General features: G+C 76.8%; 16 protein-coding genes. 6 read left to right on the top strand and 10 right to left on the bottom strand.

What is annotated here, in order from left to right:
• Positions 1-123 precede the first annotated feature (123 nt).
• Entirely contained in the window at positions 124-1269 is a 1146-nt protein-coding gene (locus tag ACFC2L_RS04545; RefSeq protein WP_375823109.1) for a ThiF family adenylyltransferase, read from the top strand.
• Here ACFC2L_RS04545 and ACFC2L_RS04550 read toward each other — a convergent pair.
• The 3 genes from ACFC2L_RS04550 to ACFC2L_RS04560 all read right to left on the bottom strand — a co-directional run bounded on the left by ACFC2L_RS04550 (position 1243) and on the right by ACFC2L_RS04560 (position 4238).
• Positions 1243-1680: a WhiB family transcriptional regulator gene (locus ACFC2L_RS04550; RefSeq protein ID WP_374614382.1), complete on the bottom strand. Its 438-nt coding sequence runs from the start codon at positions 1678-1680 to the stop codon at positions 1243-1245. The genes ACFC2L_RS04545 and ACFC2L_RS04550 overlap by 27 nt on opposite strands.
• 181 nt (positions 1681-1861) lie before the next feature.
• Positions 1862-2017 carry a hypothetical protein gene (locus ACFC2L_RS04555; protein WP_375823110.1) on the bottom strand — a complete coding sequence of 52 codons (156 nt, stop codon included), beginning with the start codon at positions 2015-2017 and terminating at the stop codon, positions 1862-1864.
• Positions 2018-2183: 166 nt separating this feature from the next.
• On the bottom strand, positions 2184-4238 hold the full coding sequence (locus ACFC2L_RS04560) for an ATP-dependent helicase (RefSeq protein WP_375823111.1): 2055 nt from the start codon (positions 4236-4238) through the stop codon (positions 2184-2186).
• A 181-nt stretch (positions 4239-4419) separates the two neighbouring features.
• Here ACFC2L_RS04560 and ACFC2L_RS04565 point away from each other — a divergent pair, with 181 nt between their 5' ends.
• Complete coding sequence (locus ACFC2L_RS04565) at positions 4420-4686, top strand: mycoredoxin (RefSeq protein ID WP_375823112.1); 267 nt, start codon at positions 4420-4422, stop codon at positions 4684-4686.
• Between the two features lie 82 nt (positions 4687-4768).
• On the opposite strand, the gene nudC is transcribed toward ACFC2L_RS04565, so the two are convergent.
• Positions 4769-5803 (bottom strand): NAD(+) diphosphatase, encoded by a 1035-nt coding sequence (gene nudC, locus ACFC2L_RS04570; protein WP_375823113.1) that lies wholly within the window; start codon positions 5801-5803, stop codon positions 4769-4771.
• A gap of 71 nt (positions 5804-5874) precedes the next feature.
• Between nudC and ACFC2L_RS04575 the strand changes: the two genes are divergently transcribed.
• On the top strand, positions 5875-6795 hold the full coding sequence (locus ACFC2L_RS04575) for a phosphotransferase (protein WP_375823114.1): 921 nt from the start codon (positions 5875-5877) through the stop codon (positions 6793-6795).
• A 68-nt stretch (positions 6796-6863) separates the two neighbouring features.
• Here the strand turns inward: ACFC2L_RS04575 and ACFC2L_RS04580 are convergent, their stop codons facing one another.
• The 3 genes from ACFC2L_RS04580 to ACFC2L_RS04590 are packed head-to-tail and all read right to left on the bottom strand — an operon-like array spanning position 6864 to position 14819.
• The gene (locus ACFC2L_RS04580) at positions 6864-10334 is read right to left on the bottom strand and encodes a UvrD-helicase domain-containing protein (protein WP_375823115.1); all 3471 of its coding nucleotides are present in this window, start codon (positions 10332-10334) and stop codon (positions 6864-6866) included.
• Positions 10331-13804: a PD-(D/E)XK nuclease family protein gene (locus tag ACFC2L_RS04585; protein WP_375823116.1), complete on the bottom strand. Its 3474-nt coding sequence runs from the start codon at positions 13802-13804 to the stop codon at positions 10331-10333. Before ACFC2L_RS04585 ends, ACFC2L_RS04580 begins: the two co-directional genes overlap by 4 nt.
• 58 nt (positions 13805-13862) lie before the next feature.
• On the bottom strand, positions 13863-14819 hold the full coding sequence (locus ACFC2L_RS04590; RefSeq protein WP_375823117.1) for a DUF3152 domain-containing protein: 957 nt from the start codon (positions 14817-14819) through the stop codon (positions 13863-13865).
• Between the two features lie 66 nt (positions 14820-14885).
• Between ACFC2L_RS04590 and ACFC2L_RS04595 the strand changes: the two genes are divergently transcribed.
• Both ACFC2L_RS04595 and ACFC2L_RS04600 read left to right on the top strand, forming a co-directional pair.
• Positions 14886-15677: a TetR/AcrR family transcriptional regulator gene (locus tag ACFC2L_RS04595; protein WP_375823118.1), complete on the top strand. Its 792-nt coding sequence runs from the start codon at positions 14886-14888 to the stop codon at positions 15675-15677.
• A gap of 94 nt (positions 15678-15771) precedes the next feature.
• Complete coding sequence (locus ACFC2L_RS04600; RefSeq protein ID WP_205205335.1) at positions 15772-15996, top strand: DUF3107 domain-containing protein; 225 nt, start codon at positions 15772-15774, stop codon at positions 15994-15996.
• A gap of 60 nt (positions 15997-16056) precedes the next feature.
• On the opposite strand, the gene ACFC2L_RS04605 is transcribed toward ACFC2L_RS04600, so the two are convergent.
• On the bottom strand, positions 16057-16770 hold the full coding sequence (locus ACFC2L_RS04605; protein ID WP_375823119.1) for a ferritin-like fold-containing protein: 714 nt from the start codon (positions 16768-16770) through the stop codon (positions 16057-16059).
• Positions 16771-17011: 241 nt separating this feature from the next.
• Here ACFC2L_RS04605 and ACFC2L_RS04610 point away from each other — a divergent pair, with 241 nt between their 5' ends.
• The gene (locus tag ACFC2L_RS04610) at positions 17012-18682 is read left to right on the top strand and encodes a DEAD/DEAH box helicase (RefSeq protein WP_375823120.1); all 1671 of its coding nucleotides are present in this window, start codon (positions 17012-17014) and stop codon (positions 18680-18682) included.
• Positions 18683-18809: 127 nt separating this feature from the next.
• Here ACFC2L_RS04610 and ACFC2L_RS04615 read toward each other — a convergent pair whose 3' ends face one another.
• Both ACFC2L_RS04615 and ACFC2L_RS04620 read right to left on the bottom strand, forming a co-directional pair.
• On the bottom strand, positions 18810-19994 hold the full coding sequence (locus ACFC2L_RS04615; protein WP_375823121.1) for a CynX/NimT family MFS transporter: 1185 nt from the start codon (positions 19992-19994) through the stop codon (positions 18810-18812).
• On the bottom strand, positions 19991-20701 hold the full coding sequence (locus ACFC2L_RS04620) for a FadR/GntR family transcriptional regulator (RefSeq protein ID WP_375823122.1): 711 nt from the start codon (positions 20699-20701) through the stop codon (positions 19991-19993). Before ACFC2L_RS04620 ends, ACFC2L_RS04615 begins: the two co-directional genes overlap by 4 nt.
• Positions 20702-20742: the final 41 nt, after the last annotated feature.

Genomic DNA, 20742 nt, shown 5'->3' on the forward strand with positions numbered 1-20742 from the left:
GAACCGCCTCGGAACCGCCGTCGAGGTCTTCCTGTGGACAACTCGGGTCGGGGGTCGCTCCCGTGCCACGCTGACCGGCGGGCGGCCGACCGCGCCGCCGGCCCCACGACCCGCGGAGGACACGTGCAGCGACGACGCGTGCTACGGCCCGAGGCCCCGCTGCTGCGGCGCGCCCCGGGCGAGGTGCAGGTCGGCACCGACCCACGGTGGTCGGTCCGGCTCGCCGGGCTCGAGCCCGGCGAGGAGGAGTGGCTGCGCGCGCTCGCGTCGCCAGCCGCCCGGCAGGGCGACGGGCACGAGGCCGGGCCGCCCGCGCCGCCCGCCCGCCGGGCCGCGCTCGTCCGGCTCCTCGAGGATGCGCACCTGCTCGTCCCTGCCCGCCGGCGACGGCCCGTCTCGCCCGCCCCGGCGAACGGCGCGGCGGACGTGGGCGTGCTCTCGGCGCTGCGGCCCGACGGCGCGGGTCACCGGGTCCTCGCGTCCCGCGCCCGCGCGACCGTCGCCGTCGTCGGGCTGGGACGGGTCGGTGCCGCGCTCGCCGTGCACCTCGCGACGGCCGGGGTCGGCACGGTCGTCCTGGAGGACCACGGCACGGTCCTCGCCACGGACGTCGGGGTGGGCGCGTACCGGCTGCGCGACGTCGGGACGCCCCGCGAGACCGCGGTGCGGCGGCTCGTCGAGGACGTGGCGCCCGGGGTCGTGGTCACCGCGGGCACCGGCGCGGGCGCGCGCCCGGGCACGGGTGCAGGTGTCCTGGCGGACGACCGGGCGGCCGGAGCACCGGGCCGGGTGCCGGACGTCGTGGTCGTGGTCGAGCACGGCGCGGCGGACCCGGAACGGGTCGGGCGGCTCGTGGGAGAGGGGGTGGCGCACCTGTCGGTCGTGGTGCGCGAGGCCGACGTCGTCGTCGGACCGTTCGTCCGGCCGGGGCTCGACCCGTGCCTGACGTGCGTGGACCTGCACCACGCCGATGCCGACCCGTGCTGGCCGCAGCTCGCGCGGCAGCTGCGCGAGCGGGGCGTGCGCTCGGCCGAGGAGTCGTCGCTCGCGGCGTCGGCGGCCGCGGTCGCGCTCGGTCAGGTCCTGGCAGCCCTGGACGGGCTGGTGCCCCGCGCAGCCACGGCCTGCATCGAGATCCCTGCTCCCGATGCGGTGCCGCGGCTGCGCGAGACGGGTCGCCACCCGCGCTGCGGGTGCGACGAGCTGGCGCGCACGCCCCCGGACGGGGCGTCGCTCACCATGTCAGGCCGCCGTCGAGGCGCCGACTGACGCCCCGGCCTCGACGCGCGACGCCTCCTGCGCCTGGCGCTCCGCCTCGCGGGCGAGCACCTCGGCCTTGCTCGGGCGGCCGCGGCCGCGCTTGCGCGCGACGACGACGCCGTCCACGAAGACCTCGCCGCCCCAGACGCCCCAGGGCTCGCGGCGCTCGATCGCGCCGGCGAGGCAGCCCTCGACGAGGGGGCACGTGCGGCACAGGGCCTTGGCCTCCTCGACCTCGGCGGACCGCTCGGCGAACCAGAGCTCCGGGTCGTTGGTGCGGCAGGGCAGCAGGCCCGCGAGCAGACGGTCGAACTCCGCGGAGTCCTGCTCGCCGAGCGGCGTGGCCAGCGGTTGGTGGGGGACCCAGGGGCCGGATCCGCCCTGGGCAGTGATGTTGTCGAGCAGCGCGGTGAGCCGCACGATGTCCTCCAGTGATGTCCTGTCGTGGGTGTGAACGTCGTCGTCACAGGACCTGAGGACAGCGGTCCCCGTCCGTAGGAAGGACGGGAGAGACCGGTGATCCTCATCGGCAGACGTGCTCTGGAGAACACGAAGGCCACGGGTCCGAGACGGACTCCGCGGCCTGGAAGGTTCTGGTCGGTCAGACCAGAGGTGTCCTGGAGGCGGAGTCGGGAGCGGGGCGGGTGACGAAGGTGCCGCCGCGGTGCGCGGCTGCACGCGGACGGAGCCCTCCTGGCGTGCCCGTGTAGACGGACGCGTTATCCAGCAGGTTCGCCATGGCGATCTGGTTCTTCATCAGCTTTCCCACCCCCTCTCTCCGTTCGAGGCCCGCCTCCCGGCGCGCCCCTCTCCATCAGGACTCGTCGACCATATGTCGCGCGTCGCAGGACGCACAACTTATTTACGAGAGTTTCTTCGACGAGTTTTCCCGGCCCTCCTCGCGGCCCAGGAACGGCTCGTCGTCACCGCTCCGCGCGGCCCACGATCTCCAGGATCGTCGCGCCGTACCGCTCGATCTTCGCCGGCCCGAGCCCGTTGATGCGGGCCAGGGCGGCGGTGCTGGTGGGCCGGGACTCCGCGATCGCCGCGAGCGCCGAGTCCACCAGCACGGTGAACGCGGGTTTGTCCGTCTCCTGCGCGACCTGGCGTCGCCACTCGCGCAGGTTCTCGAACAGCTCGCGGTCGTACTCCCCGGTGAGCCGCAGCTTCGCCTGCCCGGAGCGCGGACGACGCGTGCCGTGGGCGCCCGGCTCGTCGGGCCACAGCCCGTCGAGGAACCGGGTCCGGCGCCGCGTCGCGCGACCGCCGGGGTTCCGCGACCGGGCGAAGGACAGCTCCAGGTGCTCGCGGGCACGGGTGATGCCCACGTAGAGCAGCCGCCGTTCCTCCGCGATCGCCTCGTCCGTCTCGGCGAGGGAGATCGGCATGAGTCCCTCGCTCGTGCCCGCGAGGAACACCGCGTCCCACTCGAGGCCCTTGGCCGCGTGGAGCGACGCGAGCGTCACGCCCTCCACCGTCGGTGCGTGCTGTGCGGCGGCGCGCTCGTCGAGCTCGGCCACGAACGTCGCGACCGTCGGTGCCGGCCCCTCGGCCGCCTCCGCGAGCGCCGCGACGTCGTCGGCGAGCGCGACGAGCGCCTGCGTGGACTCCCACCGCTCGCGCGCCGCCCCCCGCGCGGCGGGAGGTGCCGGGGCCCACCCGGCGGCGGCGAGGACGTCCCGCACCGTCTCGGGCATCGCGACGTCGGGATCGGCCGACCGGGCCGCCCCGCGCAGGAGCACGATCGCGTCGCGCACCTCCTTGCGCTGGAAGAAGCGCTCGCCGCCCCGGACCAGGTAGCCGATCCCCGCGTCCGCGAGCGCCGACTCGAACGCCTCCGACTGCGCGTTGGTCCGGTACAGGACCGCGATCTCGCTCGCGCGCGTCCCCGCGGCGAGGAGCCGTGAGATCCGCTGCGCGATGCCGGCGGCCTCCGCCTCGTCGTCGTCGTACGTGGTGAACGCGACCGGCGGGCCGGCGGGCCGCTGGGCGACGAGCTCGAGCGCCTGGTGCGCGCCGCCCGCGCGCCCGGCGCGCGCGAGGAGCTGGTTCGCGAGGTTCACGACCTGCGGCGTCGAGCGGTAGTCGCGCACGAGCCGGATGACCTGGGCGTCCGGGTGCGTGCGCGAGAACGTGAGGAGGTGGTGCGGCGTCGCGCCCGTGAACGAGTAGATCGTCTGCGACGGGTCCCCGACGACGCACAGCTCCTCGCGTCCCCCGAGCCACTGGTCGAGGACGAACTGCTGGAGCGGCGAGACGTCCTGGTACTCGTCGACGACGAAGTGCCGGTACTGACGGCGCACCTCGTCCGCGACCCCGCCCTGCGTCGAGAGCATGTCGCCGAGCATGAGGAGCACGTCCTCGAAGTCGATGACGGAGCGCTCGGTCTTCACGTCCTCGTACGCCGTGATGAGGCGCGCGACCGTCTGGTGGTCGTACCCGGCGGGGGGCTCGCGGTCGATCGCCTCGCACGCCCGGACGTAGTCGTCCGCGGTGACGAGCGAGACCTTGGCCCACTCGACCTCGGACGACAGGTCGCGCACGGCGACGCGGTCGACGCCGACGCCGAGCCTGCGCGCCGACTCGGCGATGACCGGGGCCTTGTGCTCGAGGATGCGCGGCGGCGCCCCGCCGACGACCTGGGGCCAGAAGTAGCCGAGCTGCCGCAGCGCCGCGGCGTGGAACGTCCGCGCCTGGACGCCCGTCGCGCCGAGCTCGCGCAGCCGCGTGCGCATCTCTCCCGCGGCCCGCGCGGTGAACGTCACGGCGAGCACGCTCGTCGGGGCGTAGACGCCGGTGCGGACGCCGTAGGCGATGCGGTGCGTGATCGCCCGCGTCTTGCCGGTCCCCGCGCCCGCGAGCACGCAGACCGGGCCGCGCAGCGCGACCGCGACGTCGCGCTGGTCGGGGTCGAGCGCGTCGAGGATCTCGTCGGCGGTGCGCAGGGACGGCGGGCGTGAGACCGGTGGCGTGGACATCACCCGCGATTCTCGCAGGCGTCGCCGACACGCGGGAGCCGGCTCGCTCGGACGCCGGCCGGACGCTTGCCGGGGCCCGGGGCGGCCTCACGGCGGGAACAGCGCGCGGGCCGCCGGTGTTACCGTCACGACCGATCGCCCGCGGCACGCGCCGCCCGGACCAGCACCTGGAGAGCCCTCGATGAGCACCGCCCCGACCCTTCCCGACCCCGGCTCGATCGTCATGTACTCGACGAGCTGGTGCGGGTACTGCCGCCGCCTGAAGACGCAGCTCGACTCCGAGGGCATCGGCTACACCGAGGTGAACATCGAGGAGACGCCCGGCACGGCGGAGTTCGTGGAGTCGGTGAACGGCGGCAACCAGACGGTCCCGACCGTCGTCTTCCCCGACGGCTCGGCCGCCACCAACCCGTCGCTCGCGGAGGTCAAGGAGCGCCTCGCCGCCTGACCCCACCCCGTTGTGGGCATGAGATGGGCCCGGTTCGGACGTCCGGACCGGGCCCTTTTCATGCCCACAACGGCTGGGGCGCTCAGGCGTCGGGGAGGCGGTCGCCGAACCAGTCCTCGACCAGCGAGCGCGCGATCGACGCGCGGCCCGGGAGCAGCACCTCCTCCGCGCGCACCGCGGCGGCGAGCTCGGCGCGCGTGAACCACCGCGCGTCGGTGAGCTCGACGCCGTCGACGTGCAGGTCGGTCGTCAGCGCCCGGGCGGCGAACCCGAGCATGAGCGACGCCGGGAACGGCCAGGGCTGGCTCCCGCGGTAGGCGACCTCGCCGACGACGACGCCCGCCTCCTCCGCGACCTCCCGTCGCACCGCGCTCTCGAGCGACTCGCCGGGCTCGACGTACCCGGCGAGCGTCGAGAAGCGCCGCTCGGGCCAGTGCGCCGCGTGGCCCAGCAGCAGCCGCTCGTCGTCGCCCTCCCCGTGCACGACCGTCATGATGACGGCCGGGTCCGTGCGCGGGTACAGCTCCACGCCCTGCGCCACGCAGCGCCGCGTCCACCCGCCGTTCTCGACCGTCGTCCGGCCGCCGCAGCGCGGGCACCGGGTGTGGTTCGCGTGCCACGCCGCGAGCGCGACCGCCTCCGTCGCGAGACCCGCGAGCGGCGCGCCGAGCCCGCCGACGAGCTCGCGCAGCCCCGACCACGACCGCTCGCGCGCGAGCACGGCGAACGGGTCGGAGGCGTCGACGCCCTCGATGTCGACCTCCTCCGCGTCGGCGTCGTCGGGCAGGACGAGCGCCAGGTATGTCGTGCCGTCCCCCTCGCCGAGGAAGAGCCAGCGCGCCTGGTCCTCGTCGGCGGCGGCACCGACGTCGGCCAGGTCTGCCGGGTCGAGCAGCGCGACGCCGTCCGTCGGTCCCGGGCCGGCGAGCGCGAGGCGGCCCCGGTGGACGAGCACGACGCGCGTCGAGGCCTCGCCGCGCAGCACGCGCACGAGGTCCGGCTCGCCGCGGCGGTGGGCCGCGCGGTCCAGGACCGCGCCGTCGAGCGGGAGCGGGAGGTCGCGGAGGGTCGTCACGGGCAGCGTGCCCGACGACGGCGGGGTGGCGGGGGTGGTCACCCTCCGACCGTAGGCCACGCGACCGGCGTGGGTGCCCCGGGCGGCGGGCGGGGAGCGACTACCGTGGTCGGGTGCCTCGCTCTCCGCTGACCCTCGCCGCGCTCGCGACCGCCGCCGTGCCGGGTCTCGACGCCCGCAGCGCGCTGGCCGTCGAGGACCCTGGCGACTACGACACCGCCGTCGTGACCGACGCCGACGGCGCCCGGTGGACCGTGCGCGCCCCGCGCAGCCTCCAGGCCGGGGCCGCCCTCGAGGCGGAGGCGGAGCTGCTCACCTCGCTCCAGCTCTACGCCGACACCGGCGTGCTGTCCTTCTCGGTGCCCCGCATCAGCGGGACCGCGCTCCTGCCGGAGGGTGGTCGCGCGATCGTGCACCCGGCGCTCGACGGGACGACGCTCGACGTCGACGCGCTGCGCCCCGGACCCGGGCTCGCCGCCGACCTCGGTCGCGTCCTCGCGTCGATCCACGAGCTGCCCCGCACGATCGTCGACGACGCGGGGCTGCCCGGGTACGACGTCGAGGAGTACCGCGCCCGGCGGATGGCGGAGCTCGACGAGGCTGCCGCGACCGGCAAGGTGCCGACGACCCTCCTGCGCCGTTGGGAGACGGCGCTCGAGGACGTGTCGCTGTGGCGGTTCCAGCCGGTCGTCGTGCACGGGGACCTCGGCCCGGAGCAGGTCCTCGTCGCGCGCGGCCGCGTCGTCGCCGTGACGGACTGGGCGAGCGCGCGCGTCGCGGACCCCGCGGACGACCTCGCGTGGCTGCTCGTCTCCGCGCCGCCCGAGGCGATCGACTCGATCATGGAGGCGTACCAGCTGCGCCGCACCGAGCTCACCGACAAGAACCTCGTGGACCGCGCGCTCCTCGTCGGCGAGCTCGCGCTCGCCCGCTGGCTCCTGCACGGCGTCCGGCACGGGCTCGACGACGTCGTCGCCGACGCGCTGGACATGCTCGCCGACCTCGACGACGCCACGCAGGACACCGACGACTGACGCGTCGTCCTGGCGCTGGTCGGCCCCGGCCGGACCACGCCCACGTCCGCGCGGGCCGGTCCCACCGGTCAGCCCGCCAGCAGCGCCTCGATCTCCGCCTCGCCCAGGAGCCGGCGCGGGCGCACCGTCTCGTCGGACGCGACGTAGTAGAACGCGGCGTTCACCTTCTCCAGCGGCAGCCCTGTCCACCGCGACCACGCGAGCCGGTAGACGGCGAGCTGCACCTCGCGCACGCTGCGCGCGGCGGCGTCCGACGGTGCCCGTCCCGTCTTCCAGTCGACGACCACGACGGCGTCGCGCGCCCCGCCGGCGTGCTCCGGCCGTTCGGGGAACACCGCGTCGATGCGCGAGCGCAGCACCGTGCCGCCGACCGGGGTCTCGACGTCGACCTCGACCGCGACCGGGGTCCGGCTCGCCCACTCCGACGCGAGGAACGTCCGCTGCAGGGTCTCGAGGTCCGCGTCCGGGTCCAGGTCGTCGTCGTCCGCGCCGGGGAGGTCCTCGACGTCCAGGAGCGACGACGTCGTGAAGTAGCGCTCGGCCCACAGGTGGAACCGCGTGCCGCGGCGCGCGTGCACCGTGGGCTCGACCGGGACCGGGCGCCGCAGGTGCAGCGCGTACTCGTCGCGGTCGGCCGCGAGCCGCACGAGGCTCGACGCCGAGACGTGCGCGGGCAGCTCGACCTCCCGGCCCGAGCGCTCGGCCCGCTCCGCGAGCAGGACCCGGGCGAGCGCGACGAGGTCGCGCCCCTCGGCGTCGACGAGCACGCCCGCAGGCGCGGTGAGCCCCGCGGGACCGCTCCCGCCCGCGCGGACGAAGGCTGCGCGCTCGACCGCGGCCGCGGTGTCGCGCAGGAGGGCGCGGGCCGACCCGTCGGGGGCGTCGTCGGGCGCGGGCCACTCCCCCGTGACCTCGACGTCCTCCAGAGGGTTCGTGTCGTCGGGCCCGGGCGGGGCCGACCACCCGTCCGCCGCCACGACCCCGGACTCCACGAGCTCGAGGAGGAACGGCGAGAGCACGCGCGGGCGGGAGCCCGTCTGCCACCACGAGGCCATGAGGTACAGCTCGCGGCGCGCCCGGGTGAACGCGACGTAGGCGAGCCGGCGCTCCTCCGCGAGCTGGTGCTCGCCGCTCGCCGCGCGGAACTCGTCGCGCCGCACCACGAGCTCCTTGGTGTCGGACGCGAGGTCGAAGCGGAACTCCGGGAGGTCGGCGGCGTCGCCGCGCAGCGGGTACGGGAGCTGGCTCACGTCGGTGAGCCAGCCGCTGTCCGCGCGCACCCCCGAGGACGACTGCGCCGTCGTCGGGAACACGCCGTCGACGAGCCCCGGGACGACGACGACGTCCCACTCGAGCCCCTTCGCGGCGTGCGCGGTGATGACCTGCACGGCGTCCGGGTCGGGCTCGCGCACCGGCAGGTCCAGCCCGTTCTCGCGCGTCGACGCGACCCCGAGCCACGCCAGGAACGCACCCAGCGTCACGACGTCCGCCGTCTGGGTGAACGTCGCGGCCACGTCGCGGAACGCGTCGAGGTGCTCCCGCGCGCGGTCGCTCACGGCCTCCGGGTCCGCGAGCCGGCGCGACGCGAGCAGCGCCTCGTTCGTCACGGCCTCGACGTCGAGACCGAGCGCGCGCTCCGCCTCGACGACGAGCTCCGGCAGCGACAGGTACGTGAGCCCGCGCAGCGCGCGCAGGGTGCGGGCCAGCGCCGACAGGCGGGCGTGACCCTGCGGCGTGAGCGTGCGGCCGTCGGCGGCGGGCTCGCCCGGTTCCGGAAGGTCGTCGAGGGCGTCGACGATCGAGCGGTGGTCGGCCACGTCGCCCTCCACGACCACGAGCTCGGCACCGTCCGTCGGTCCCACCGCGCGACGGCGCGACCCGAGCGCGCCCTCGTGCCGCGCGAGGTCCGCGGCGCGGCTGCCCAGGGCGTGCAGGTCCGCCGACCCGAGGTTGAGCCGGGGACCCGTGAGGAGGCGGACGAGCGCGTCGCCGCGCGACGGGTCGTGCACCGCCTCGAGGAGCGCGACGACGTCGACGACCTCCGGCGTCGTCAGGAGACCGCCGAGGCCCACGACCTCCACCGGCAGGCCGCGGCGCCGCAGCGCCACCTCGACCGCGGCGAACTGGCTGCGCTTGCGGCACAGGACCGCGGCCGTGACGCGCCCACCGGGGGCGCTCGCCGGTCGCCAGCGCGCGGCGACGAGCTCCGCGACGGCCCCGGCCTCCTCCTCGGCGGTGGCCGCGACGTGCGCGGACACCGCGCCCGGCCCCGCGCCCGGGCGCAGCGCGAGCGCGGGCACCTCGACCCGGTCGCGGCCGCCCGCCCCCGCCGCCCGCAGCGGGCCCGCGGTGACGTTGGCCGCGGCCAGCACCGCGGCGTCGTTGCGCCACGACGTCGACAGGAAGCGCACCGCCGACCGGTCGCCCGTCGAGCGCGGAAACCGCTCGGGGAACCGCGCGAGGCCGCCCGCGCTCGCGCCGCGCCACCCGTAGATCGACTGGTGCGGGTCGCCGACGGCCGTCACGGGGTGCCCGCCGCCGAACAGGCCCGCGAGGAGCTCGACCTGCGCGTGCGACGTGTCCTGGTACTCGTCGAGCAGGACGACGCGGAACCGGGCGCGCTCCGTCTCCCCCACGACCGGGACCTCGCGCGCGAGCCGGGCCGCGAGCGCCACCTGGTCGCCGAAGTCAAGGGAGTCCGTGGCGCGCTTGCGGCGCCGGTACTCCGCGACGACGTCGAGCAGCCGGACGCGCTCGGCGACGTCGCCGACGAGCTTCTCGACCTCCTTGGTCCGGGCCTTCTGCCGCGGACCGAGCGGGAGCGCGTCGAGCTGCTCGACGATGCCGGCGAGGCGGTCGCGGGCGTCGGCGGGCTCGAGGAGGTGCTCGCCGAGCGCGCCCGACAGCCCGAGCACCGCCGCGACGACCGTGCTCAGCGCGCGGTCCGTGCCGAGGTCGTCGTCCCAGCCCTCCACGACCTCCGACGCGAGCTGCCACTGCTGCGCCTCGCCCAGCAGCCGCGCCCCGGGCTCGACGCCGACGCGCAGACCGTGGTCGCCGACGAGCGACGCGGCGTAGGCGTTGTAGGTGGCGACCGTCGGGCGGTCGAGCAGCGACAGGGCGGACGACGCGCCGCCGCGGGCGCGGGCGAGCTGCGCGAGCCGCACCTGGACGCGCTCGGACAGCTCGCCCGCGGCCTTGCGCGTGAAGGTCAGGCCGAGCACCGCGTCCGGCGCGACGAGCTCGTTCGCGATGAGCCAGACGACGCGCGCCGCCATGGTCTCCGTCTTGCCCGAGCCCGCCCCGGCGACGACGAGCGTCGGCTCGAGCGGCGCCTCGATCACCTCGACCTGCTCCGGCGTCGGGCGGGGCCGGCCCAGCAGGTCCGCGATGCGGGTCGCGGACAGCGTCGGACGGGGCGGCTCGACGGTGCCCGCCCCGGGCGCCGTCGCCTCGACCGCGACCCCGTCGGCCGCGACCAGCCGGACCGACCCACGCGTCGCGTCCGGTTCCGGGAGCTCGAACAGCTCGCTGCTCACGCCACGACCCTCCTGCCCTCGGGCTGCACGGGGCACGCGCGCCGCACCGGGCACATCTCGCACAGCCCGTTCTGGCGGGCCGTGAACGTCGCCGCCGACATCGTGCCGGCAGCCTCCTCCACGAGGTCGCGCGCCCAGCTCGAGCCGTCCGGCGCCGGGTCGAGCGCGGGCTGCGGGACGACGGCGGGGCCGACGTGCGTGCTGCCCACGTAGACGAGCTGCGCCCCCGCGCTCCGGGTCCCCTCGGGCACGTCGAGCGCACCTGCCTCGACCGCGAGCTGGTACGCGCCGAGCTGCGGGTGCTCGGCACCCTCGGCCTTGGTCGCGGTGCGCCGTCCGGTCTTGAGGTCGACGACGCGGACCTTGCCCTCGCCCGCGTCCTCGACCCGGTCGATCGTCCCGCGCAGGCGCGCCCGCCCGACGGTGACGTCGAACGTCGGCTCGACGAGCAGCGGCTCGCCCGCCTGCGCCACGTAGGCCGCGAGCTTCTCCATCATGCGGTCCGCACGACGGCGGAGCTGGCGCGTCGGCCAGCCCTCGGGCAGCGCGAGCTCGGCCCAGCGGCGGTCGAGCTCCGCGCGCAGCTCGGCGAGCGACCCCGACGGGTGGGACTCCGCGATCGAGTGCACGAGCGTGCCGAGGCTCTGGTGCGTCGCGTCCGGCGCGGTGCCGCCCGCGGCCTCGAGCGACCAGCGCAGCGGGCAGGTCGAGACGGTCTCGACCTTCGACGGCGACACCGTCACCATCTCCTCCGCGCCCCGCAGGGATGCGGTGCTCGACACCCCGGCGACCCCGTACCAGGTCTCGGGCCGCGCCTCCGCGACGCCGAGCTCGCCCAGGTCGGCCAGGAGCGTCGCCGCGGCGACCGCCCTCGCGTCCGGCGCCGCCCCGTGGCCGTCGTCCGGCTCGTGGCCGTGGCCGTCCTGCCGCGGAGCGGTCCACGGGTCACCTGCGGGCGGGCGCGCCTCGCGCGCCGCCGCCTCGACGAGGACGCCACGGGCGGCGGCGACGAGCCCGCGCAGGTCGAGCGGGGCCCCGACGCGCACGTGCCGCCGCCCCTCCGGGTCGGCGCCCGGGCCCGGGGACGGTCCGCCCGCCGCGGCGGGGCCCGGCGACCCGTCGTCCGGCCCGTGGCCGTCCGGGCCCTCGTCCGGACCGTCCGGACCGGCCGGCGGGACGACGAGGTCGCAGAACACCGACGGCGCCTCCTCCGCGTCCTGGACCGCCGTCACCACGAGCCGCCGGGTCGCGCGCGACGTCGCGACGACGAACGCGCGCAGCTCGTCCGCGAGCACCTGGGCCCGCGCCTGGGAGCCCACGCCGTGCGCGTCGTGCGCGCGGCCCGCGAGGAGCTCGACGAGCGCCTGCGACCCGAGCAGCGAGTCGCGCAGGCGCAGGTCGGGCCAGACGCCGTCCTGCACGCCCGCGACCACGACGACGTCCCACTCGCGCCCCGCGGCACCCGCGGGCGTCAGGGCCGCCACGGCGTCGGCGCCGCTCGCGCTCGCCGCGAGCGAGTCGGCCGGCAGGTCCTGCGACGCGAGGTACTCGACGAACGCCTCGGCCGGCGCCCCGGGCATGCGGTCGACGAACGTCTCCGCCGCGCGGAACAGGGCGAGCACCGCGTCGAGGTCACGGTCCGCACGCGCCCCGGCCGGGCCGCCGTCGAGCGCCGCCGACCGCCACCGCTCCGCGAGCCCGGTCGCCGCCCACACCGCCCACAGCACGGTCTGCGCCGTCGCACCGGGCTCGGCCGCTGCCGCCCGCCCCGCCGCGAGCGCCCGCGCGACCGCGACCGGCCCCCGGCGGACGGTCGGGGGCAGCGTCGCCGCGCGCGCCGGGTCCTGGAGCAGCTCGACGAGCAGCGCGTCGGACGAGCGCCCGCCCCCGCCCTCGAGCTCCTCGGCCCGCAGCGCGCGCCGCAGCCGCCGGAGCGCGACGACGTCGAGCGCGCCGACGGGCGAGGTGAGCAGGGCCGCCGCGGTGAACGGGTCCAGCGCCTCGGCGTCGTCCGGGTCCGCGACGCACACGCGGACCGCGGCGAGCAGCGGCGCGACGGCCGGCTCGTCGCGCAGCGGGACGTCGGAGCCGAGCAGCGTGACCGGCACCGAGGCGGCGACGAGCTCGCGGCGCAGCGCCGCGAGGCGTGTCCCGGTACGGGCGACGACCGCCATCCGGTGCCAGGGGGTGCCGTGCAGCAGGTGCTCGGCCCGCAGCTCGCGGGCCACGAACGCGGCCTCCTGCGCGACCGCGGAGAGCACGACGACCTGGACGGGCGCGGCGGCCCCGGGCTCGCCGCCCGAGCCGCTCCCCCGGGGCGCGTCCACCGGACCGGGCGCGTCCTGCGCGCCCGCGTCGACCGGTACGCCCCGGGGCGCTGCACCGCGGTGCACCGCGCCCGCGACGGTGCCGACCTGCGCCGCGACCCGGCGCGTCACGTCCCGCAGCGCGGCGTCCTGCCGCCACGCCGTGCCGAGCACGGCCACGCGCGCCCCGAGCTCGCCGCGCCGGGCACCGTCCCGGCGGACGGGCGCCGAGGCACGGCCGACGAGGCCCGGGCTCGCCCCGCGGAAGGTCTGCACCGCCGCGTCGGGGTCGCCGAGCAGCACGAGCCGTGCGCCGTCGTCGTGCAGCACGTGCAGGAGACGCGCGGTCGCGACCGTCGCCTCCTGGTAGTCGTCGACGACGACGAGGTCCCAGCGCGGCCGGGCGGCGTCGGGCACCTCGTCGTCCCACGCGAGCAGCGCCTCGGCCGCCTCGTCGACCACGATCGCCGGGTCGAACCGGGCGCCCGCGTCCGGCGTCCCCGAGCGCAGCGCGGTCACGTCGAGGTACTCCGCGAAGAGCTGGGCGCCCAGCGACCACTCCGGCCGCTCGTAGCGGTCGCCCAGCGCGGCCAGGTCGGCGGGCGTCAGGCCGCGCTCGGCCGCGCGCATGAGGAGGTCGCGGAGCTCCTGGCGCAGGCCCCGGAGCCCGAGCGCCTCCTCGGGCAGGCCGGGCGGCAGGACCAGGGGCGAGCCCAGGTGCGCGAGGTCGCCCTCCAGGTGGCCCTCCAGCAGCTCGGAGAGCACGAGGTCCTGCTCCGGGCCGGAGATGAGCGTCGGGACGGGCTCCCCCAGCGCGGCCGCGCGCTCGCGCAGGACCGCGAAGGCCGCCGAGGCCGCGGTGCGCACCATCGGCGCCCCGACGGTGCGGCGGGCGCGGGCCGACAGACGGTCGCGGAGCGACGCGGCCGCACGGCGCGACGCGGCGAGGAGCAGGACGCGCTCGGGGGCGAGGCCGTCGGCGAGCGCCGCGAGCACGACCTCCTGCGCGACGAGGGTCTTCCCCGTGCCCGGCGCCCCGACGACGAGCGTCGCGCCCGGCCCGGCCGCCGCGGCGAGCGCGGCGCGCTGGGAGTCGTCGAGCGTGACGTCGGCCTCGTGGTCGCGAGGCCGCGCGACGAGGCGAGGGGCGGTCGTCCGGGGCACGGACCCGATCCCATCACGCGCCACCCACACCGTCGGCATCGCCAACGGCGCGGCGCGACTACGGCACCGGCCACCCGTTGGTCAGGCAGCCCTGGGCCGAGATCGACTGCTGCACCATCACCGGCGCGACGGCGCCCGGGGCCGGGCAGTCCTCGTGGCCGTGCCCGAGGACGTGACCCACCTCGTGGTTCACGAGGTACTGGCGGTACGTCGCGACGTCGTCGCCGAAGTCGGGGGCGCCGAGCACCCAGCGCTCGAAGTTGAGCACCGCGACGCCGGACACGGAGTTGCCGCACGAGTACTTCCCCTCGGTCGCGAGGGGTGCGCACATCCGGTCGGTCGTCGCGGGGCTCGCGAGCACGACGCGGATCGACGCGTCGTCGGACGCCGTCCGGGAGAACGTCACCCCGTCGGGGCCGGACCACCCGCGCGGGTCGTTGAGCGTCGCGAGCACGGCCGTCGCGAGGACCTCGCCGTCCACGGGAAGGCCCTGCTCGACCTCGACCCGCACCGACCGGACGGTGCCCGCCCCCGGCGCCGGGGCCTCCCCCGGGACGACGTCGAGCGCACCCCCGAGGTCGGGCGCGACGACGACGTCGCCCACGAGCCCCGAGCCGGGCTCGGCGACCGGGACCGCGGGCGGCGGCGTGGGCTCCGGCACGGGGTCCGCGGCCGGAGCCGTCGGCGCGTCCGCGGGAGCGAGCGGCGCGACCACGTCCGGGCGCGGTGCGACGAGCTCGCGCAGCTCCGGGGCCCGCACGACGTCGCCCGCGCGCTCCGCGCCGGACCGGCTCGCCGCGTCGGGCTCGTCGCGGACCGGAGCGGGCGGGTCCTCGCGGTCCGCCGTGACCGGGACGGTCATGCCCGCGACGTCCCACACCTCCGCCGTCGCGGCGCCGCCGCCGAAGCCGACGACGAGGCAGGCGGCGACCGCCGCCCCGTGCCGCAGACCCCGCGAGGAGCGCTTCGCGCGAGCTGTCGACGGGCGGTTCGGGGGGGTATGTCTGTCGGGCACCCGCCCATCGTCCCACTCCTCGCGACGCCCGGTCGACAGCGGCCTCCGTTTCCGTATCCTCCCCCCATGACCGGAGCCAGCGAGGGACGCACGCGCGGCACGGCCGGGCCGCCCGTCGCCGCGCGCACCCGGATGCCCCGGGACGAGCGGCGCACGCAGCTCCTGACGATCGCCGAGGAGCTCTTCGCCTCCCACGGCTACCACCACATCTCGATGGACGACATCGCGGACCGCGCCGGGGTCGGCAAGCCCGTGCTCTACCGGCACTTCCCCTCGAAGCTGGACCTCTACCTCGCGCTCATCGACGACCAGGGCGACCGCCTCGTCCGCTCCGTCCACGTCACGCTCGACCCGTTCCGCGAGCCGGCCCCCGGGATCTCCGCGGGCGACGTCGACGCGCTCGCGGTCGACGGGCTCGCCGTCATCGAGGGCATCGTCCGGGCGTACGTCGCCTACGCGCGCACCGCCGGTCGGTCCGCGGCCCTGCTCTTCGAGTCGGACGTGATGCGCGACCCGGTGGTGCGGGCGCGCGTGCTCGCCCCTGACGCCCGCATCGCGGGGGCGTTCGCCGACGTGCTCGTCCGGATCACCGACCTCGACGCGGACGAGGCGCTCGTCGTCTCGCGGACGTGCACGGCCGTGGGCCGGGCGGCGGCGACCGAGGCCGTGCGGCCGGACGGGACCGCCTCGGCCGACGACGTCACCCGGCTCGTCCCGCGCCTCGTCTGGCGCGGCGTGCACGGGATGCTGCGCCGTCCGCGGGCCGGGACCCCGGGCGCGGCGGGGACGGCGTCGGCCGACGTCGTCCTCGGACCGGACGCGGACGCGGCGCTCGACGGGTCGACCGCGGGAATCTGACTACTATCGAACGCGTTGTCGCCGGTGGGACGCCCACGGGCGACCCGAGACCCGTCGTCGCTGCGCCTGGCGCAGCCGCTGTGAGGAGATGTACGTGGAAGTCACGATCGGTGTGCAGAACCTGGCCCGTGAGCTCGTCGTCGACACCGACCTGTCCGCCGACGCCGTGGCGACCGCCGTCGCCGACGCCCTCGGCGGTGCCCCCGCCCTCGAGCTCACCGACTCGCGCGGTCGCCGCGTGATCGTCCCGACGGCGTCGCTCGGCTACGTCGAGATCGGCACCGAGGAGCAGCGCAAGGTCGGCTTCGGCTCGCTCTGACCGCCACGACCTGACCGTCACGACGCCGCCGTCGCGCCCCCGGGCGCGGCGGCGGCTTCGTCATGCCGCCAGGCCCAGGCGGTCCATGCGCCGGGAGTGCTCCGCCGTCAGGCGCGAGAAGACCCACGACTGCGTCGCGGGCGCCGGGCCGCCCGCCGCGGCGTCGGCCGTCGCGTCCACGCCCGCCGCGACGAGCCGGGCGAGGGCGGGCCGCTCGGACAGGACGACGCCGACGACGCCCAGCGCCTCGCCGACAAGGCGTCGACCCCACAGCGCGAGGCGGGACGCGAGCACCGGGTCCGCCGCGGCGGCGTCCGCGATGACGGGGGCGTAGCGCTGCGACGGCGTGTCCTGCGTGAGGGCGTCGACGACGACCGCGCGCGAGCGCTCGTCGAGGCCCTGGGCCGCGAGCAGGCAGAAGTCGTCCGCGACGCCCTGCCCCACGTACCCCTTGAGGATCCCCTCCCACCAGGTGCTCGGGCGGGTGCGGGCGTCGAAGTCGTCGAAGAGGCCGTCGAACGCCGTCATGCAGTCGGCCGGGTCCCCGCCCAGCTCGTCCACGCGGACGAGGACGCGCTCCTGCCGGTCGAGCATCGCCGCCGCGAGCCGGGACAGGGCCTGGCGCTGGCGCAGCGTGGGCGCGTGCGCGGCGTCGCCCGCGAGCCGGCCGAAGCTCGCGAGCTCGGTGTAGGCGACGAGGCCGAGCAGCTCGACCGCGTCCGCGTGGTCCGCCGTGGGCAGGGTCAGGGGGCTCGCGTGCTCGGCGTCGCTCATCGGGCCAGGATAGTTCTCCGATATCATGGCCGACGTACATCGGTTGCCCGGTCGTCCAGACCTCACGCTCGTCACGCGAACGACGACGGCACGGCACGGTCCGCAGCGCGGGCCGGGCCACGACATCCCACGATCGGCTGCCGGCCACGAGGTGCGTACGACCGCGACCGGGAGCCTCCCGGGACCGGGCCCCGTCGGGCCCGCCGACGGTCGCGCGTGCCCGAACGAGACAGAGGCACCAGTGACCACCACAGACGCCACCAGCACCGACGCGACCCCGGACGTGAGCGCCGACGCGACGACCGTCGCCGCGAGCGTCCACGCGGACAACACCACCTTCGCCGACTTCGGCGTGCGCCAGGAGATCGTCGACGCGCTCTCCGACGCGGGGATCGTCCAGCCCTTCCCCATCCAGGCGATGACGCTGCCCGTCGCCATGTCCGGGCACGACATCATCGGCCAGGCCAAGACCGGTACCGGCAAGACGTTCGGCTTCGGCGTGCCGCTGCTGCACCGCGTGGTCGCCCCGGGCGAGCCCGGGTTCGACGAGCTGCCGTCGCCCGGCAAGCCCCAGGCCCTCGTGGTCGTGCCGACGCGCGAGCTCGCGGTGCAGGTCGCGAACGACCTCGGCACCGCCTCGAAGCGTCGTTCCGTGCGCATCGTGCAGCTCTACGGCGGCCGCGCGTACGAGCCGCAGGTCGAGGCGCTGACGCGCGGCGTCGAGGTCGTCGTCGGCACCCCGGGCCGCATGATCGACCTGATGAACCAGGGCCACCTCAACCTCACGCGGGCCGCGATCGTGGTCCTCGACGAGGCGGACGAGATGCTCGACCTGGGCTTCCTGCCCGACGTCGAGAAGATCCTGGCCCGCACGCCCGCGCAGCGCCACACGATGCTGTTCTCGGCGACCATGCCGGGTGCCGTCGTGTCGATGGCGCGCCGCTACATGAAGCAGCCGACGCACATCCGCGCGAACGACCCCGACGACGGCGGCCAGACGGTCAAGAACATCGAGCAGGTCGTCTACCGCGCGCACGCGCTGGACAAGGTCGAGATGCTCGCGCGCATCCTCCAGGCCGACGGCCGCGGCCGCACGATCGTGTTCGCCCGCACCAAGCGCACCGCGGCGAAGGTCGCCGACGAGCTCGTCGACCGCGGCTTCGCCGCCGGCTCGATCCACGGCGACCTCGGCCAGGGCGCGCGCGAGCAGGCGCTGCGCGCGTTCCGCAACGGCAAGATCGACGTGCTCGTCGCGACGGACGTCGCGGCGCGCGGCATCGACGTCGAGGACGTCACGCACGTCGTGAACTACCAGTGCCCCGAGGACGAGAAGACGTACCTGCACCGCACGGGCCGCACGGGCCGCGCGGGCAACAAGGGCACCGCGGTGACGTTCGTCGACTGGGACGACATCCCGCGCTGGTCGCTCATCGACAAGGCGCTCGGCCTCGGCATCCCCGAGCCGGTCGAGACGTACTCGAGCTCGCCGCACCTGTACACCGACCTGCACATCCCCGAGGGCACCAAGGGCCGCCTCCCCAAGGACCGGCGCACGCTCGCCGGGCTCGACGCGGAGGAGATCGAGGACCTCGGCGAGACCGGCAAGCGGCACACGCCGGCCGGCGGGTCGCGGGGTCGCCAGGGCGGCCGGTCGGACGGCGGTCGCAGCCGGGGCGAGCAGGGTGACCGCGGTCGCTCGGGCGGCCGGGGCCGTTCCGGCGGGCGTCGCGCGGAGGGCGAGCGCGCGGGCGGTCGTCCCGAGGGCGAGCAGACCGACGCCGCGGGCGCGCCGTCCGAGAACGCGCCGTCCGAGGGCGGCGAGCGCCGTCGTCGGTCCCGCAACCGTCGCCGCACGCGCGGCGGCCGCCCCGTCGAGCAGGGCGGCGCCGAGGCGACCCAGCCCGCCGAGTAGCCCACCGGGCACCCGCGGCGCCCCGTCTCAGGGCCCGACGACGAACCCCGGGTCGCTCCCCACGGTCACCACGCCGTGGGGAGCGGCCCGGGGTTCGTCGCGTCGAGTCGGTGCAGGTCGGCGCCGGTCAGTGCACGTGCGCGTCGCGGCCTGCGAACCACACCGCGACGCCCTGGACGGCGGCCGCCGCGACGAGCAGGAAGAGCGGCAGCGTCCACGCGCCCGTGGCGTCGTGCGCGAGCCCGAGACCGAGCGGTCCGGTCGCCGCGAGCAGGTACCCGGCGCTCTGCGCCATGCCGGAGAGCTCGGACGTGTGGGCGGCGTCGCGCGCCCGGAGCGCCATGAGAGTGAGCGCGAGGCTGATGCCGCCGCCCTGGCCGAGACCCACCAGCACGACCCAGAGCGCGGCGGCGCCGGGCGCGAGCGCGAGCCCGAGCAGCCCGGACCCGACGAGCGCGACGAGGACGACCCCGATGCCGCGCTGCCGGCGCATGCGCCCGGCGAGGACCGGGGTCACGAACGACCCGAGGATGCCCGCGAGGTTGCACAGCGCGAGGAGCCAGCCGCCCGCCTCCGGCGTCCGGCCGAGCGCGACCATGATCTCCGGGAGCCACGCGTTGACGGCGTAGAAGGACAGCGACTGCATGCCCATGACGACCGTGACCGCCCAGGCGAGCGGGCTCCGCCACACCGTGGAGCGCGCGACCCCGGCCCCCGCGCCGAACGCCGTCGCTCCGGCCGGGTCGGGCCGCAGCGCGCGCGGGACCCACACGAGCACGCCGAGGACGGCGAGCACGCCCCACGTCGCGAGCGCGCCGCGCCAGTCGAGACCGGCCGCGGTCGCGACCGGGATCGTCAGGCCCGCGGCGAGCGCGGCGCCGCCCGACAGCGCCATGGAGTACAGCCCCGTCATGAGGCCGATGCGGTCGGCGAAGTCGCGCTTGATGAGCGCGGGGAGCAGGACGTTCCCGAGGCCGATCGCGCACCCGGCGACGACGGTCCCGGCGAACAGGCCCCAGGTCTCGGGGACCAGCCGGAGCGCGAAGCCGACGCACAGCGCGACGAGGCTCACGAAGAGCGCGCGCTCGAGGCCCCACCGCCGCGCGAGCACGGGCGCGAGCGGCGCGAGGAGGCCGAAGCACAGGACGGGGAGCGTCGTGAGCACGCCGGCCGCCGTCGCGCTGAGCCCCAGGTCGGCGCGGATCTCGCCGAGCACCGGCGAGATCGAGACGACGGCGGGGCGCAGGTTCAGCGACGCGAGGACGATCGCGACGACCGCCCCCACCCCCAGCGGTCGGCGCAGCCCGCTCACGCGTCGGCCTCCGTCGCCCCGGCGTGCTCGGCGGCGGCCTCGACGAGGTGCGCGCGCACGACGTCGATCGTCGCGGCCACCGCGTCCTCGGCCGCGTCGGCGTCGCCGGCCCGGATCGCGGCCACGACCTCCTCGTGGCCGGGGACGTCGCGGTGGTGCACTCGCCGGTCCCCCGAGGGGAAGGTCCGGACGAGCGCGTGGTCGAGGCCGTCGTAGAGGTCCGCGAGCAGCGGGTTGCGGGCGGCGCGCACGACCTCGGCGTGGAACGCGACGTCGGCGGCCTGGAACGTGTCCTCGTCGGCACCGCGGGCCGCGGTCTGAGCCGCGAGCGCGGCGTCGAGCCGGGCGAGCGCGTCCGCGTCGTGCCGGACGGCCGCCGCGCGCGCGGCTCCGCGCTCGAGGATCCCGCGCACGTCGAGCACGTGGAAGGCGTCGGTGGTCCGCGCCCGGCGGGCCAGGGCCGCGTCGAGGCCGTCGGCCGCGCGGACGTAGGTGCCGTCGCCGCGCCGGGGCTCGAGGATCCCGGCGTGCTCGAGGGCCCGCACGGCCTCGCGCACGGTGTTGCGCCCGACGCCGAGCTCGGCCACGAGCTCGGGCTCGGGCGGGATGCGGGTGCCGACGGGCCACTCGCCGCGCGCGACGCGCTCGCTGAGCCGCTCGACGACGAGCTCGGACACCTTGCGGGGAGGGACGATCGGCCGGTTCACCGAAAGAACCTAACATCCCCTGTTTGGACGCGGCGACGGAG

The sequence above is a fragment of the Cellulosimicrobium sp. NPDC055967 genome (genome assembly GCF_042269845.1).
GTDB lineage: Bacteria > Actinomycetota > Actinomycetes > Actinomycetales > Cellulomonadaceae > Cellulosimicrobium.

Excerpts from the sequence above, each read along its gene's own strand:
- ACFC2L_RS04555 (WP_375823110.1), bottom strand. The coding sequence starts at position 2,017 with ATGAAGAACCAGATCGCCATGGCGAACCTGCTGGATAACGCGTCCGTC.
- ACFC2L_RS04560 (WP_375823111.1), bottom strand. The coding sequence starts at position 4,238 with ATGTCCACGCCACCGGTCTCACGCCCGCCGTCCCTGCGCACCGCCGAC.
- ACFC2L_RS04565 (WP_375823112.1), top strand. The coding sequence starts at position 4,420 with ATGAGCACCGCCCCGACCCTTCCCGACCCCGGCTCGATCGTCATGTAC.
- ACFC2L_RS04595 (WP_375823118.1), top strand. The coding sequence starts at position 14,886 with ATGACCGGAGCCAGCGAGGGACGCACGCGCGGCACGGCCGGGCCGCCC.
- ACFC2L_RS04605 (WP_375823119.1), bottom strand. The coding sequence starts at position 16,770 with ATGAGCGACGCCGAGCACGCGAGCCCCCTGACCCTGCCCACGGCGGAC.